This is a genomic window from Rothia nasimurium (genome assembly GCF_004569295.1).
In the GTDB taxonomy this organism is placed as follows: domain Bacteria; phylum Actinomycetota; class Actinomycetes; order Actinomycetales; family Micrococcaceae; genus Rothia; species Rothia nasimurium_B.
In genome coordinates, this window is record NZ_SPQC01000009.1 from 21512 (window position 1) to 35743 (window position 14232).

A 14232-nucleotide genomic window follows, 5' to 3' on the forward strand; every position below is an offset into this window, starting at 1 on the left:
TGTCTTATATGTAGCGTCGCCCACGGTGCGGCGTCACCCACCACACAGGCCGCACCTTTGCGGCAGACACGAAACACAACTGAAGGATACCCGTGAGTACCGGAAGCACCCCTCCCCGTTCATCATCACGCGCTCCTCAACGTAGAAACCGGCCGCTGACCGTGACCGTGGCAATCATTGCCGCCCTGGTCGTAGCCTTTGTTTTTGCAACCCAGGTGTACACCGACGTCCTCTGGTATGACCAGCTGGGCTACCTCAAGGTTTTCATCACCCAAAACCTGACCCGCGGTGCCGTCTTCCTGGTTGCAAGCATCGTTGTAGGTATCGCCGTTTGGGCCAGCCTCTTCTACGCCTATAGGCACGGCCAACTACAGACTCCTAGCCCCCGTCGTCCTGCCGGCCCCCGAGTGGATGCCAACGGCAACCCTGTGCCCGACCCCTACGGCGATATGCAGGACCTCTTCAACCAGAACATGGAGCGTTACCGCCAGGGTATTGAGCGCATGCGCAAGGTCCTTCTGATTGCTGTGCCGGTTCTTCTGGGCGCTTTCGTCGGCAGTGGGGCGATGACCCAGTGGGAGACTGTCCTGCTCTTCTTCCAGGGCGAAAGCTTTGGCACCGCAGACCCCGAGTTTGGTCGCGACCTGGGTTACTTCATGTTTACCCTGCCCTTCCTCAACGTAGTGACCGGCCTGCTGAGCACCGCCATCATCTTCTCAGCGATGGCAGCTTTGGTCATGCACTACTTCTACGGCGGCATTGTAGTGGGGGAGCGCGGTATCACTACCACCGTGCACTTCCGCCGCCACATCGCAGTGCTCGGTGCCCTCTTTATTCTGCTGCGCGGTATTACCCTATGGCTGGCCCGCTACAACGCCACCCAGGACCAGTCTGGCTCCTGGGCCGGTGCCATGTACAGTGACGTCAACGCCATCATCCCTGTCAATGCGATTCTGGCAATTGCCTCCCTGTTTGTCGCAGCCCTCTTCGTCCTGGCTGCCGTGCGCGGGAACTTCCGTCTGCCCATCATCGGCACCGCCGTGCTGGTGATCGCTTCACTGGTCGCAGGTGGCATCTACCCCTGGGTTGTGCAGCGCTTCCAGGTCGTACCGAACGAACAGGCCGCAGAAGCCCCCTATATCCAGCGCAACATCGACGCTACCCGTGCCGCCTACGGCCTGGACCAAATCGACGTTCAGAATTACGATGCCACCACATCCACCGCAGCAGGTGCCCTGCGCGGTGAGAGTGAGACCATCTCCAACATCCGTCTACTCGACCCCAACGTGGTGTCCGGTGCATTTGCCCAGCTGCAGCAGTTCCGCCCCTACTACCAGTTTGGGCAGAACCTCTCGGTGGACCGCTACACCATCGGCGGAACTGAGACCGACACCGTTATCGCCGCCCGCGAGCTGAACCCCGACCAGAATGCCGGGGCATCCTGGGTTAACCAGCACGTGGTTTACACCCACGGCTACGGCGTCATCGCCGCCTACGGTAACCAGGTTGAAGCCGACGGTAAGCCCAAGTTCATCCAGTCGGGTATTCAGGCAACCGGTGCAATTAGCGGCGACTACGAGCCCCGCATCTACTTCGGCCAGAGCTCACCCGACTACTCTATCGTGGGTGGCACCGCCGAGGCCGAACCGCTAGAACTTGACCGCCCCCAGACCGCTGACGACGAAAGCGGTGCGGACGCCAAATACACCTTCAGCGGCAATGGCGGGCCCGTCATTGGTAACGCCTTTAACCGTCTGGCCTACGCCATCAAGTTCCAGTCCTCAGACATCCTGCTGTCGGATGCCGTCCGCCCCGAATCCCAGATTCTCTACGACCACGACCCCTCAGAGCGCGTGAAGAAGGTTGCCCCCTACCTGACCGTAGACGGCAACCCCTACCCGGCTATCATCGATGGCCAGGTGCTCTGGATTGTGGACGCCTACACCACCAGTAACCAGTACCCCTACTCGCAGGCAGCCCAGCTCGATAATGCGACCTCTGATTCAGAGACCGCATCCGGCGTAACCCAGGCTCTGCCCAGCCAGCAGGTTAACTACATCCGTAACTCGGTCAAGGCCACTGTAAACGCCTACGACGGCTCGGTTACCCTCTACGCCTGGGACGACCAAGACCCGGTACTGAAGACCTGGCAGAAGGTCTACCCCGATACCGTGCGCCCCTACAGCGAGATGAGCGCTTCGCTCATTGAGCACGTGCGCTACCCCCAGGATCTGTTCAAGGTGCAGCGAGAGATTCTGAACGCTTACCACGTGACCAATGCAAGCAGCCTCTACAACGGGGACGACCGCTGGTCGATTCCTAACGATCCCACCAACGACAGCGGCCGCCCCCTGCCTCCCTACTACATGTCCCTGCAGATGCCGGGTGAAGACTCAGCTCAGTTCTCGCTGACCACCAGCTTCATCCCCCAGCAGTCAGACAGCAACACCCGTAACGTCATGTACGGCTTCCTTTCAGCCAATGGTGATGCCGGTACCGGTAAGGGCGGCGAAAAGGCTGAAGGCTATGGCAAGCTGACCCTGCTTGAGCTTCCCCGCTCGTCGGTTGTTCCGGGCCCTGGTCAGGCTCAGAACGTGTTCAACTCAGATACCGCTGTTTCAACCGAGCTGAACCTGCTGCGCCAGGGTGCTTCCGACGTGATTAACGGTAACCTGCTCACCCTGCCCGTGGGCGGCGGTATTCTCTACGTGCAGCCGGTCTATGTGCAGTCCTCCGGTGATGCTGCCTACCCCTCACTGCGCCGCGTCCTTGTGGGCTTTGGCGAGCAGGTTGGCTTCGCCCCCACCCTGGAGGAAGCCCTGGATGAGCTCTTTAGCGGTTCCTCCGGTGCTGAAACCGCTGCCGATGCCGGTGTCGATGAAACCGAGGCCGCTCAGGCAGTTGATGGTACTGCGGCCAGCACTGACAGTGCGAGCCTGACTGGCGCCCTGCAAGATGCCCGTAAGGCCATGCAGGATGCGGACGCCGCTATGAAGGCCGGTGACTGGGCCGCCTATGGTGAAGCCCAGACCCGCCTGAATGAGGCCCTGCAGCGCGCCATTGATGCTGAAGGTATCGAGGGCACTGCCACCACCGAGGCAAGCCCCAGCCCCTCACCCTCCAACTAGGAGTCAGGCTGTAGCAGCCCTGGGTAGATAAGGACGCCGCCTCCCGCACCCAGCGGGCCAGCGGCGTCCTTTTATGTAGAGTGCATCACAAAAGCTGGTTCTGGCTTGCACTGCTTGCGGGAAGTGCGTATAGTTATATGAGTCGCCGCGGGGTGGAGCAGTTCGGTAGCTCGCCGGGCTCATAACCCGGAGGCCGCAGGTTCAAATCCTGCCCCCGCAACCATTTGATAAGTCGTCCCGTTCGGAATAAATCCGACCGGGGCGACTTTTTTCTCGCCCTTTTCATCTTCCATATATTCGGGAGTGGGTACACGAGAGAGTAGAAGTGAGTCGCCCAGTAGCTCACTAAGGGAAAGATTTAGAATCCCGGCAATGCTCAGAAGTTCGTTCATTGTAAACGAGACCTCAGCGCGCATTTTGAGTGAGACACTACCAGCGCTAATGCCAAGACGATTAGCGAGCTCCTTCTGGGATAGACCTTCTCGGCTTAGGGCTGACTTGATTTCGCGAGTAATAACTTGGTTGACCCCAAGGGGTTTGACTGATGTATGCATGCTTCCATGCTATACAGATAACTTGACACAGTGCAAGCTAAAACCAACAGAAAGTTTAAGAATCTTATATTTGTCGCTTGAAGAGTTTAAGAATCTTGAATACTCTTTAACGTATGAGTTACAAAGAACAGATTGCACGCAACGTCCGTGCAGAGATGGCACGTCAGGGTCTTACACAAAGAGAGTTGGCTACGGTACTGAATGTATCGCGCCAATCTGTCAACTCCCGTCTGACCTGCAAAGTCGAATTCAAGGTCAATGAGCTGAAGCTAATCGCTGACCATCTGGGAATAGACGTTGAAAACTTGTATAAGACGTCTGGAGCTCAGGTGGTAGCGGCCTGATGGGCATTCTCAAGCAACCAGCCAGCACACTGCCACTCCGCACCCCAAAAACAAGGCCCATCCAAACACTGGCCACCTACAAAGCAGGCACCGCCAGCCAGGAACTCATGGCCCAAATCAAGGCCTACGAGAAACGAGAGAATCTGCCGACCCTACGCCCCGGCAAACATCGCAATACCGCCCGCGTTATCCGCTACAACTTCCTGCACGATGAGAACGAACCAGCAGTCAAAACGATGGCTCAGAACATCACCCACGCAGAAATCTGGATAGCACTAGCAGGCCTCAACGGGGCCAAACCATGAGGGCACAAAAACAGGCCACCTGCTCCAAGGGAACAAGCGGCCTGCCTGCTGAAATCTGGAGAACCTCAGATGATCTTACCTATCGAAGAAACCAGACTCAGCTACACGCAACAATCGCGCCAAGGCGAAAGAATGCGCCGATACGGAAACCCGTACCGAAAGGAGATTATACATTATGTCATCAAAAGCTTACGAATGGTCGCTCACACACGAGCTAAAAAGCCCAGCCCAATACCAGCTGCTGCACTTTCTCGGCATCACAGCAGACGATGAGGGCTACGTCTCAGACCGCGAAGGAATCAAAGGCATCGACTTCATCACCTACGTGACCGGTCAAAGCAAATCAACCATCATGCGGAGCCTACGCGAGTTTGAAGAAGCGAACCTGCTGCACCGTGAACGCCGTTACTCCGGCGAATTTGGGCCTCACCCTACTAACACCATCGTCTTGCATCTGGAGAACACCGGAACCAAGCCGCCCTATCTCATGAAACACAAGCAGCAAAATGAAGCCCCGGCACAGAGGCTCAGCCGCTAAGACCTTCACCAGATTCAACAAGTAGAAATCAAGCTACCCATGACACTAGAACACATCACCTGGGCCATGAAGCAAGACATCAAAGGCGCAGAATACAAAGTATTGCTTCAGCTGGCTAACCGTTGCAATCACCACGGCATCTACGACGCTGGTCAAGAAGTCCTCGCTGCAACCACCGGCTACAAAGAACGAGCTGTACGCGAAGCAGTCAAAAAACTCCGTGAACTTGACCTGCTACACACAGAGCGCCAACGCAGTGAATTCGGGCTAGGCAGGGGAGCTGACCTGATCATCTTGCACCCACAGGTAGACACCTATACCCTGCCTGATTACATCGAGTCACCCGAAGAAATCGAGCTCTTGCGGCTGTCAAGAGAGCTCAATGAGACCACTGGCGAGTGGGGAGTTTCCCCTAGTCAGACTCTACCGGCAAAAAATGCCGGTAGAGAGGGTCGGCCTGTGGATAACTTTCAGCAAAATAACGTTTCACCTAGTCAGACTTTACCGGCAAAAAATGCCGGTAAGGCAAGACTTACCGGCAAAATCTTGTTTTCTACCGGCACCACAGTGCCGGTAGAAAACAAGATTCTGCCGGTAGAGCAAAAAAGTGCCTTAATAGGAACCGCGCGCGCGCGACGCGCGCGTTAAAAGGAAATCTTTTGACTGATATTAATCAATCAATCAGTCAATCAGTCACCTCAAGTACAGGCGCGCGAGAAAAAATGACTGACGGACTGACTGAAGCGAACCAGGATTTGAAAAACCACCCGGCCCAGCCCATCGGGGCCATGCCCGCAGAAGTCGCCCAGCTTCAGCTACGAACCGCCATCAACCGCACTAACCCCGGCCTGCTCGACGCCGTGGACGGCCCAACCCTGGATGCCATCATGCGCCTGCTCGTCAGCCGCGAAGAGCGCCGAGGCAAGCAAGTGCAGAACCCTGTAGGTTTTTGCATCCGAGCCATCGGCAACGAACCTGGGGGTATCGAAGCCCTCACCGCCCTGGCTGCCATTGAGTGCTACACGGCTCAAGAAACCCAACCAGCTGCCGCACCAGCCCCGCTGCCCTCAGCACCAGTTGCCTTCTGCCAGGTGCACACCCGTGAGTACACCGGACACTGCCCCCTGTGCCTCAAAGAAGCTACCGGCTTGCTGGCAATCGTGAGCAGCGAGACCCCATCCGATCCTGAAGCTGGTAAAGCCTTCCGAGACCAAATCCGCGCCCGCCGTCAAGCCAAAAAATTAGCTGGCTAACCCCCTCCACCTGTACAAAACACCGGAGAGAAACCCATGAACACCAACTTCACCTACGAAGAAGCCTTCCGCCTAGGAACCTTCATGCGCTGCGACTGGATAGCCGTAGCCCTAGGGTACAAACTTCGCATCTGGGAACTCCTGGACTACGAGACCTGGGAGGAATACCTAGCCGGTGAACACTGGGAGCTGAACTATCAACCCGGTCGATTCCAAAGCCCTGACGTAGCTTTCTGGGCTTCTTATGGAATGAGCGTAGAGGCCATTAGCCGGATTACCACCCTAGAGCCCGAGGCTATCCGTGCTGAACTGGCAGCCCTTCAAAGCCAGGCAGACTAGCACCCTCCCAGTGACAAAAACATCAACCCCAAAGAGAACAACCATGACACATACACAAACCGGCGCCGCCCGCGCCTGGACACCCGAAATGCTCGAAGACTGGCAGAACACCATCTACCTCATCCGAGCCCGCCTCACCAGCGCCTGCCCCGCCCACGACGCCCACGACGTTCACCAAAACACCTGGCTTGCAGCACACCAGCGCCTTGACTCCTACGACCCCACCAAAGGCCCCTTTGGCCCCTGGATCCGAGCTGTTGCCATCACTGAAGTCAAAACCTACCAGCGCAAAAAACTCACCGAAGCCCAGCACGATGAAACCTACGGCCGCCTAGCCATTACCGGCATTAGCGAAACCCTCTCCCTGATTGAACAAGACATTGCTGACGGCATCATTGAGGAAGATGGTGACTATACTCGCCTGCACCACATCATGGGCATCCTCGCGGCAATCATGGAAAACCCTGCCCACCTAGAGCGCACCCTGAAAATCGTTCTAGCCTTTGATGGCAACGTAGCTGCCGCCTCCAGGGCTCTGGGCATCGCTGCGAAGACTCTGCGGGATAACCAGGCCAATACCGTGCGCTTGGCTCAGGTGATTCATCGGGCTCTGGATGCTCATGAGCGGCTAGCTGCCCAGGGTGACGCTGAGGGCGTTACTGTCGAAGATTTGCTCGACTGCCTTCCCGGTGAAGAAGCTAATCTACCTACTGGCTTTAGCGTATTGGTCGCGATGATAGCTACCGGCACAGACCTCAACGCTGCTGCGGTGGCCGTACTTGGTGAGCAGCTAGGTATCTCCCCTTCTTCGAGCCGGGACTACTACAACCAGACCATCAAGATGCTATCGGTGGCCAAGCTGGTCATTGATAGGGGTCTGGATATTTATCAGCCTATAAATGTGTAGCAGAAGCTCGTGTTTCTGGATAAGCTCTAGCACACTGCCTTAAGCTATATGAGAGCTCGCAAGGTTCTCTATAATGCCCTGGTTTAGGTGCACGGAAAGAGAGTTCGATCTCATACACCATTTCATCGACAACGCACAAGGATTTTCCATGTCTCAGGAACCTACACAAAACAACGATTCCTACGCCTCTGACCAGCATCTTGCTTCGTATAGTAACCAGAGCACCGGCCAGCCGGGAGCAGTGTTTTATCAGAAGAGCCCACAGCAGGTTGAAGCTGATAAAGCCGCGCAGGCTGCGCTGATTTGCGGAATCATTGGACTCTTTACTGTGCCAATTATTCTTGGCCCCATTGCTATTGTTCAGGCCAATAAAGCTGAACGTCTCGGTGCTGCCGCTACTGCTGGCAAAGTTTTGGGATGGATCGATACGATTATCGGCGGTTTAGCTCTGCTGACCATAGTTGGTTTTGTGGTGTTGGGAGCTATTGCAGCTGGTTCTTCAGCAGGCTACTAAAACGAGCCCCCTGGCGTCTTAGGCTTTGACTCTGATGGATGAGTGAGGCCTAACTTTTCAGGGATATATAAGAGCAATATAGAAGGAAACCATATCGTTTCATGTGATGTGAAACGATATGGTTTCTTTATTGAGTAGCTGAGAGTCATTCCTGGTCTTTGTCGATATTCTTCTGTAGGTAACCGAACCAGCCAAAGAAATTTAGTAAAGCTACAAATGATACAATCCAACTTGCTAGCCCTAGCCATGTGAAGTCAATCTCTTCGGGGACGCCGGATTTCTGGCCGACAGAGATGTTGAACTCTACACGTAGGTAGTAGAAAAATATGCCTAATGCTATTCCCTTTCCTGTGAGAAGTAGGCTTTGCCGCCAGAAAGGCTGGTCTTGATGGGGTGTCTTGAGCATGATTATTGATTCAGGTCTTTGCAGCTGAGGACAATATCTCTGTACCCTAATATCCTTCCAAGCAAAAATCCCATTTCCTTGCCATATTTGTTGGTTGTTCGCTTGACCCAATCTTCTTCTGCAGTTGATTGGAGAATCTGGGAAATACCCTACGCGAGCTCCACCACGCCACCAATGGTTTCTACAAGGGTCCAGAACTGTCCGATGGGGGTGCCACGTTTTACCAGCGTTGAAACAACAGCTTTAGCACAGGCACTGGCTTTTCCGAAGTCAATACCACTTGCAATTGCTCCGCGAGCTAGTGATGGAGAAGCGCCGGCCAGTAGAGCAGTCTGTACGTCCGGTGAATCTAGGGGCGCTTCCTTGAGATGGCTTGGCAGATTGTGGTAGGCGTTGACAACCTTTTGAAGTTCAATGGCAAGCTCTGTTGCGTCAGCATCTAAGCCTTTGGATAGGGCTTCAGCTCGAATGTCTGCCAGTGATTTGTAGGGAAGATTTGCAGGTGTTCCCTGAGCGTTTGTCTCTGTTGCGCTGATGGAAGTGCTTGAAGTGGGCGGCGATGGTGTTGCATGGGTCACTGGTAGTGTGCCTGCTATGAGAGCTAGGCTGGTCGTGGCCACTAGGACGGCGCGGGTCATTCTGGTGTGCATGTTCCTCCAAGGTTGTAGTACAGGACTTCTTTGTGATGTACGTCTTAAATGCTAGTGGAGCCTTGGAAGTATCGCAAGTGGGCTTATTAAAACTGGACGTTGCTCCGAGGGGTAATGTAAGCCGCCTTGTCATTTTGATGTTTTGAAGCTGGCAGTGGTTGCAGTGCCTAATTATCTTGTGCATGTGAGGGGCTAAGATAGGTGGCTGATAAGTACATGGGTGGTTCTGTTGGCTATCGGCCCAAAGGGCGTGATTCATTAAAGTGATATGGCATGATTTCACATGAAATCATGCCATATCATATGAAATTATGGCGAGTGTGCCGGAAGTAATCCCTGGAACAGGCAAATAAGCCTAACGCCTATGACTACCGATTTCCCTTTGCTCTATTGTGCATAATGCATAGCATCTCACAGTTAGCCGCATCCGATGAGCCGCCCCTGGACCACGCAGTCACATGGTCAGCGTCCATCTCACGCTGCGTATAAATGCGTGTGCGACTATTATTGTCTCCTGTAGCGCACAACGGGCAGTTCGAGACACCAGCAGCTTTCGCTGCTTCAGTTTGCCGCTGATAAACAGTTCGTTTGGTCTTATCATCAAACATACGGATGTTCAAAAACTCAGATCGACTCTCTCCGCCCAGAACATACTCATAGATACCACTAGACCTATGAACAGCAGGATCAGCTCTAAGCTTGTTAATGCGCTCATCTACGATACGACTATCATATGGGCGTAAATGGTACTCTTCATATAGCCTGCCCCACTCCAGGCCGCGCATTTCTTTATCTGGTGTACGACTGAAAACGGTGGAAACCCAATCAATGACAGAGGTGAAATACTGCTCTAATTCGGTCGCAGTAGCATCATGCCGATGCTCTGCCATGTAAGAAGAAACGGTCGTATCTTTCGCTGACGCTAGCCAGTCAAGCGCTACATGCAAAACTTCTTGCCGCTTAGGATCTCCCTTGGTGTAGGCGGACCATTTTTGTTGTCGAGAATCAGCTGAGTTTGAGAAAACTGTCTTAGCTGCGGTGACAAATGGCCCAGAATAAACAGCGTTAAGAAGTTCCTGCTCATTAAGGGGTACTCCAGCAATATTGATGGTCTGGAACCACTGCTTAATCTCTGGTTCACTGCCTGAGCAGATGTAGATGAGCAGTTCTGTATTTCGGATTAATTCTTGATGCTCTGGCGCGAGGGAAGAAAAAGTCTGCTCACGGCCATCAACCTTGATAGCGAACTTGCCTGTAATAAAGCGCCCAATTGAAGTGATGCGCTGCTGGCCATCGAGCACCTCGAGTTTGCCCTCGCTTGCATCGTTGAAGTAAATAAGGCCAAGAGGGTAGCCAGCTAGAATCGATTCGATCACAGCAACGTCCTTCTTGCCGTCGCCATAGATATAGTTACGCTGATATTCAGGCTGGATGGTGAGACGCCCACCTAAGCCATAGAGGCCTCGGCCCTCAGCTTCGTTATAGACAAAGCCTTGCACGATGTCGTTGATACTTATTTGTTCTAGTGAAGTTCTCATGAGCGTCCCTTTAAATGTCGGATAAAAATGCGGTCGTAGGTTTCTTTGCCATCGATGAGCGTCTTCTTATCCATCTCAGGCGGAGCGACGGTACCTCGGTAGGCCCGCAAGAGGATAGGTGACTTTGCCCAGCGCTGAGAGCCGAGTACTTCAAACTGTTCTGGGTTGTATCTATCAAAAAAAGTAAGGGGTACGCCCATAATTCCCGACCGGTATTCAATCTGCTCCGGAGCGTACCCGTATTCTTCGGTTAAGAGGGTCATGACTGCTTCTTTCGTATGACCAGCCGTGAGTACAAACGCTCTCTCTCTCTCTCTCTCTCTCTTAAGATAGAATCGGCTGGTTCCAGTCTTTCCGTTGCTGAGTTTAACGGGTTCGGCAACTTCAAAGTCTGCGCCCACGAGAATAAACTGATCCGGATTATATTTATCCAGGAAGGTGATGGGAACGCCCATGGCTTCTACGTAGTCGCTTGGGATTGCGTCGACAAAGGGAACCTCAATGGCATCGTAGTTGTCGTACTTAAGGTAGCCGTACTCTTTGATTGCCTTGTGTCTGCTGAATTTGAGGTTATCCTCCATCGTCATGAGAGATAGCGGTTCATGGCGTCGTCCGTGCTCAATGTTAGTAAACCAGCACGAGTTGCCTAGACGGGTGTAATCGTAGTTCTCATCTGCTGGGTAGCCTAGTCGTTCAGCTTTAGCTGCATCAGTTTCTTTGATGGCTGTACCTTTAGGGACGCCAAAGACCATATCGGTGTTGTTGGCTGTTGCCCCTTTCCATAGGCGGTTGTCTTTGATGAGGGGAAAAATTTCTTTATAGGTAATGGCGTTGTTTGAGCCTATGACCGAGAACTGCACCTCATCTTCCATAAGCCAGGCGATGAACTCCCGGAAGAGCGAAAAAGGTGGATTAGTGATAACAAAATCTGCGCTGTTTCGTAGCTTGGTGACTTCTTCTGACCGGAAATCGCCGTCGCCCTCTAAATAAGTCCACTTGAGGTCATCGATATTGACAATGCCGTCGCCGGAAATATCATCGGGCTCAAGGACAAACATACGTCCTCGTTCAAATGACTTGCCCTCATCATATTGTGGAGCATCACGCTCAAACATAGTGGGCTGGTAAGCGGACCTAATGCCCTTTGAGCTCGGAGCATACGATGTCGAGATGAGCTTCTTTAACCCGTACTCAGCAAAATGAAGTGCGAAAAACTTCGTGAAGTTACTCCACTCCGGGTCGTCGCAGGGTAGCAGAATAATTTTGTTGCGGAATAAATCCGGGTCGTATTCTAGGTACGCATTGATTTCGCGCTCAATATCTGCCCATTGGGTGTAGAACTCATCGTTCTTAGCGGCTTTAGCACGTGTGAGGTTGCTATTACCTGCCATATCTTCTTACTCCTTGGCGTGAAGGGGCGGGTGGGTCACTTGAATTTTACCGTTCTCTTGATGAGCTCCTAGCTGGTGGGTGTTATAAGTCGTGTATTATCTGGGTTTTCTTGTGCTGTGGAAGACGAATGCCGTGATTTGATTACATATGACATCATATTATTTCATGTGAAATAATATGATGTCATATGATTTTTCGGACTGAAAATTTTCCAAAAACTTCTGTCCCAGCCCGCCGAAACCACCAGCTAAGTGCATATACCTCTACGAACCCCACAAACGTAGACGAAAGAGCACACCATGGCTAAAACCCCCACCCGCTGCACCCTCTGCACCGGCACCACCAAACTCACCACCATCACCCGCCCCACCACCGGCACTACCCACCCCATCTGCACCAGCTGCCACACCCTCGTTACCTCCAACGCCATCAACCAGGACATCACACCCTGGCACGCTTACACCCAGCTTTTAGACCGTCTTGATAGACACTTCGGTAGAGGTCTCCAGCTCGCTGGCACCAGGTAAACCAAGGGAACGGCATGAAAAACAAAGGACTACTTGCCGGGGCCAGCCTTTTACTTGCTGCTCTTTTGAGCCTTGTGGCATGTATCCCTCTCCTCGTCGCGGTCTTTTTCGCCGCTTCAATAGATACACCTGAAAATACCTCAGCTAAGTGCAGCCCCGCAGCGACCACCACAAGCGAGACCAGCGAGAACCTCATCAACGTCCCGGCTGAATATACAGAAGACGTCAAAAAGGCCGGCGAAGACTCAGGCATTCCAGCAGAGATACTTGCCAAGCAAATTCAGCAAGAATCGAACTGGGATCCTAAGGCCGTATCACCGGCAGGCGCTAAAGGCCTAACCCAGTTCATCCCCTCCACCTGGGAGGCAATCGCACCGGGCGAAGACCCCTTTGACCCGCACGCTGCAATCGCCGCCCAGGGCCGCTACATGAAGCAGCTCAAAGACCAGATACAGCACCTAGCCAACGGGGACGCCAATCAGATTGTGAAGCTTACCCTCGCGGCCTACAACGCAGGACCCGGCGCTGTCTTGAGCTACGGCGGTATCCCACCGTATAAAGAAACTCAGCACTACGTTGACATCATTACATCCGGGGCACAGGTCAACTTCTCAGCCACCTGCTCACAGATCGATGGAGCAAAAGCCTGGGACGGCGACTTAGGTCCCGGCGAATGGACGAACCCCTGCCCAGGGTGTTCATTTACATCAGGCTTTGGGCGAAGGGAATTACCTGAAGGTTTTCCTGAATGGATGAAACAACACGTAGGCGTAGACCTAGCAACCCCAGGCCTGGACCAAGGACAAGCCGGTGTAGAAATCATTACCCCCACCGATATGACCGTAGTCGGCCTGCTTGAAGATGACGGCTGCGTTATCGCCAAGCAAAATGAAGCACCAGGCTTCCAATTCGGTTTTTGCCACCTGAACACCATCAACGTCACAGTCGGCCAAAACCTCAAACGCGGCGATATTATCGGAATTGAAGGCGGTACAGGCGGCGGCGCACAGTTCGCATTTGCAACTCACCTGCACTTTGAAATCTATGACCCTGAATCTCCTGTACCGGCCTACCCCTACAACGGCCACAACCTAAACCCCGAACCCATCCTCAAAGAGAAAGGCGCATGGGTGAACTCATGACCGATAAAAGGCACAAGGGCACACTTATGATCATGGGCGGCTTGAGTCTGCTGAGCGTGCTGGGCCTAGTTGTTGCTATCTTCATCCTCTGGCCTGATAAGGACACTAACGAAGAAAGCTCGACAGCTCCTGTCAGTACTTCACCGGCGGCAACGGCAAGCCCAAGCCCCTCGGCAACACTCAGTATCGCTGAACGGCAGGACCTTCTGGCAGAAGGCAGCTGCACCGACCCGACCACCGTCGATAGGTCAGACCCCGAAGCTCTCATCAAGGGATTTACCGAAATCGCCTTTTGCTGGGACAGCACCAAAGACCCCAACACCACAGCAGCCATTCTCCGCGCACAGCTCCTGCTGACCGAGGAATACTACAAAACCCTTGACCCCAATGTACGTAACGCCATGAGCGCAGACTTCCTCGCGGTCTCTCAGAGCCAGGCCTACACCCTCCCTCAGGTCAGCTTTGCCCCCGATGAAGCAGGCCAGATGCCTGAAGGCTTTGCCGCTAAAGAAGTCATCGTTGAATGGACATGGCTAGGGCGAGACGGCTACGAATACAAAGGCGGCCGCTCCCTGGCAACTGTTGCAGCGGTAGAAGAAGAACCTGGGAAATGGGCTATCAGCGGAATGCAGGTTAACTCAACTACCAGCGAAACCGGCATGCTCTACGGCAACACCAACCAGTAGAAAGGAATC

17 protein-coding genes and 1 tRNA gene are annotated in these 14232 nt (G+C 53.6%); 13 read left to right on the forward strand and 5 right to left on the reverse strand.

Annotation, left to right across the window (positions count from 1 at the left end; all coding sequences use genetic code 11):
* Positions 1-92 precede the first annotated feature (92 nt).
* Both E4U03_RS03630 and E4U03_RS03635 read left to right on the forward strand, forming a co-directional pair.
* Complete coding sequence (locus E4U03_RS03630) at positions 93-3128, forward strand: UPF0182 family protein (protein ID WP_135011632.1); 3036 nt, start codon at positions 93-95, stop codon at positions 3126-3128.
* A gap of 146 nt (positions 3129-3274) precedes the next feature.
* Positions 3275-3351 (forward strand) — tRNA-Met (locus E4U03_RS03635).
* On the opposite strand, the gene E4U03_RS13700 is transcribed toward E4U03_RS03635, so the two are convergent.
* A complete protein-coding gene (locus E4U03_RS13700; RefSeq protein ID WP_135011679.1) occupies positions 3308-3682 on the reverse strand; it encodes a helix-turn-helix domain-containing protein in 375 nt (124 codons plus the stop codon). The two genes, E4U03_RS03635 and E4U03_RS13700, sit on opposite strands and share 44 nt — an antisense overlap.
* 155 nt (positions 3683-3837) lie before the next feature.
* Here E4U03_RS13700 and E4U03_RS13705 point away from each other — a divergent pair, with 155 nt between their 5' ends.
* From E4U03_RS13705 to E4U03_RS03680, 8 genes are all read left to right on the forward strand, one after another.
* The gene (locus E4U03_RS13705) at positions 3838-4026 is read left to right on the forward strand and encodes a helix-turn-helix transcriptional regulator (RefSeq protein ID WP_416220608.1); all 189 of its coding nucleotides are present in this window, start codon (positions 3838-3840) and stop codon (positions 4024-4026) included.
* Positions 4026-4331: a hypothetical protein gene (locus E4U03_RS12750; protein WP_167752261.1), complete on the forward strand. Its 306-nt coding sequence runs from the start codon at positions 4026-4028 to the stop codon at positions 4329-4331. Before E4U03_RS13705 ends, E4U03_RS12750 begins: the two co-directional genes overlap by 1 nt.
* Before the next feature lie 175 nt (positions 4332-4506).
* Positions 4507-4869, forward strand: coding sequence for a MarR family transcriptional regulator (locus tag E4U03_RS03655; protein WP_135011635.1), 363 nt, complete (start codon positions 4507-4509; stop codon positions 4867-4869).
* Positions 4870-4908: 39 nt separating this feature from the next.
* Positions 4909-5517 carry a helix-turn-helix domain-containing protein gene (locus E4U03_RS03660; protein ID WP_135011636.1) on the forward strand — a complete coding sequence of 203 codons (609 nt, stop codon included), beginning with the start codon at positions 4909-4911 and terminating at the stop codon, positions 5515-5517.
* Between the two features lie 74 nt (positions 5518-5591).
* Positions 5592-6122 carry a hypothetical protein gene (locus tag E4U03_RS03665; RefSeq protein ID WP_135011637.1) on the forward strand — a complete coding sequence of 177 codons (531 nt, stop codon included), beginning with the start codon at positions 5592-5594 and terminating at the stop codon, positions 6120-6122.
* Positions 6123-6158: 36 nt separating this feature from the next.
* Positions 6159-6461 (forward strand): hypothetical protein, encoded by a 303-nt coding sequence (locus E4U03_RS03670; protein ID WP_135011638.1) that lies wholly within the window; start codon positions 6159-6161, stop codon positions 6459-6461.
* A 43-nt stretch (positions 6462-6504) separates the two neighbouring features.
* Positions 6505-7368 (forward strand): RNA polymerase sigma factor, encoded by an 864-nt coding sequence (locus tag E4U03_RS03675; RefSeq protein ID WP_135011639.1) that lies wholly within the window; start codon positions 6505-6507, stop codon positions 7366-7368.
* Positions 7369-7516: 148 nt separating this feature from the next.
* Positions 7517-7882, forward strand: a complete 366-nt coding sequence (locus E4U03_RS03680; RefSeq protein WP_135011640.1) for a DUF4190 domain-containing protein — start codon at positions 7517-7519, stop codon at positions 7880-7882.
* A 145-nt stretch (positions 7883-8027) separates the two neighbouring features.
* Here the strand turns inward: E4U03_RS03680 and E4U03_RS03685 are convergent, their stop codons facing one another.
* The 4 genes from E4U03_RS03685 to E4U03_RS03700 form a co-directional block, all read right to left on the reverse strand.
* Entirely contained in the window at positions 8028-8288 is a 261-nt protein-coding gene (locus E4U03_RS03685; protein ID WP_135011641.1) for a hypothetical protein, read from the reverse strand.
* A gap of 149 nt (positions 8289-8437) precedes the next feature.
* The gene (locus E4U03_RS03690; protein WP_167752263.1) at positions 8438-8866 is read right to left on the reverse strand and encodes a hypothetical protein; all 429 of its coding nucleotides are present in this window, start codon (positions 8864-8866) and stop codon (positions 8438-8440) included.
* Positions 8867-9306: 440 nt separating this feature from the next.
* Complete coding sequence (locus tag E4U03_RS03695; protein ID WP_135011643.1) at positions 9307-10476, reverse strand: HNH endonuclease family protein; 1170 nt, start codon at positions 10474-10476, stop codon at positions 9307-9309.
* Positions 10473-11867, reverse strand: coding sequence for an adenine-specific methyltransferase EcoRI family protein (locus E4U03_RS03700; RefSeq protein ID WP_135011644.1), 1395 nt, complete (start codon positions 11865-11867; stop codon positions 10473-10475). The genes E4U03_RS03695 and E4U03_RS03700 overlap by 4 nt, the downstream gene beginning before the upstream one ends.
* A gap of 300 nt (positions 11868-12167) precedes the next feature.
* Here E4U03_RS03700 and E4U03_RS12755 point away from each other — a divergent pair, with 300 nt between their 5' ends.
* From E4U03_RS12755 to E4U03_RS03715, 3 genes are read left to right on the forward strand one after another with little or no spacing between them, the layout of a single operon-like run.
* Entirely contained in the window at positions 12168-12395 is a 228-nt protein-coding gene (locus E4U03_RS12755) for a hypothetical protein (RefSeq protein WP_167752264.1), read from the forward strand.
* Between the two features lie 14 nt (positions 12396-12409).
* Positions 12410-13537 carry a transglycosylase SLT domain-containing protein gene (locus E4U03_RS03710; RefSeq protein WP_135011645.1) on the forward strand — a complete coding sequence of 376 codons (1128 nt, stop codon included), beginning with the start codon at positions 12410-12412 and terminating at the stop codon, positions 13535-13537.
* Positions 13522-14223: a hypothetical protein gene (locus tag E4U03_RS03715; RefSeq protein WP_135011646.1), complete on the forward strand. Its 702-nt coding sequence runs from the start codon at positions 13522-13524 to the stop codon at positions 14221-14223. Before E4U03_RS03710 ends, E4U03_RS03715 begins: the two co-directional genes overlap by 16 nt.
* Positions 14224-14232 lie beyond the last annotated feature (9 nt).

Bases quoted from the DNA above. Each gene is read 5' to 3' on its own strand.
- E4U03_RS13700 (WP_135011679.1), bottom strand. From the start codon at position 3,682: ATGCATACATCAGTCAAACCCCTTGGGGTCAACCAAGTTATTACTCGC.
- E4U03_RS13705 (WP_416220608.1), top strand. From the start codon at position 3,838: ATGGCACGTCAGGGTCTTACACAAAGAGAGTTGGCTACGGTACTGAAT.
- E4U03_RS12750 (WP_167752261.1), top strand. From the start codon at position 4,026: ATGGGCATTCTCAAGCAACCAGCCAGCACACTGCCACTCCGCACCCCA.
- E4U03_RS03655 (WP_135011635.1), top strand. From the start codon at position 4,507: ATGTCATCAAAAGCTTACGAATGGTCGCTCACACACGAGCTAAAAAGC.
- E4U03_RS03660 (WP_135011636.1), top strand. From the start codon at position 4,909: ATGACACTAGAACACATCACCTGGGCCATGAAGCAAGACATCAAAGGC.
- E4U03_RS03665 (WP_135011637.1), top strand. From the start codon at position 5,592: ATGACTGACGGACTGACTGAAGCGAACCAGGATTTGAAAAACCACCCG.
- E4U03_RS03670 (WP_135011638.1), top strand. From the start codon at position 6,159: ATGAACACCAACTTCACCTACGAAGAAGCCTTCCGCCTAGGAACCTTC.
- E4U03_RS03675 (WP_135011639.1), top strand. From the start codon at position 6,505: ATGACACATACACAAACCGGCGCCGCCCGCGCCTGGACACCCGAAATG.
- E4U03_RS03680 (WP_135011640.1), top strand. From the start codon at position 7,517: ATGTCTCAGGAACCTACACAAAACAACGATTCCTACGCCTCTGACCAG.
- E4U03_RS03685 (WP_135011641.1), bottom strand. From the start codon at position 8,288: ATGCTCAAGACACCCCATCAAGACCAGCCTTTCTGGCGGCAAAGCCTA.
- E4U03_RS03695 (WP_135011643.1), bottom strand. From the start codon at position 10,476: ATGAGAACTTCACTAGAACAAATAAGTATCAACGACATCGTGCAAGGC.
- E4U03_RS03700 (WP_135011644.1), bottom strand. From the start codon at position 11,867: ATGGCAGGTAATAGCAACCTCACACGTGCTAAAGCCGCTAAGAACGAT.
- E4U03_RS12755 (WP_167752264.1), top strand. From the start codon at position 12,168: ATGGCTAAAACCCCCACCCGCTGCACCCTCTGCACCGGCACCACCAAA.
- E4U03_RS03710 (WP_135011645.1), top strand. From the start codon at position 12,410: ATGAAAAACAAAGGACTACTTGCCGGGGCCAGCCTTTTACTTGCTGCT.
- E4U03_RS03715 (WP_135011646.1), top strand. From the start codon at position 13,522: ATGGGTGAACTCATGACCGATAAAAGGCACAAGGGCACACTTATGATC.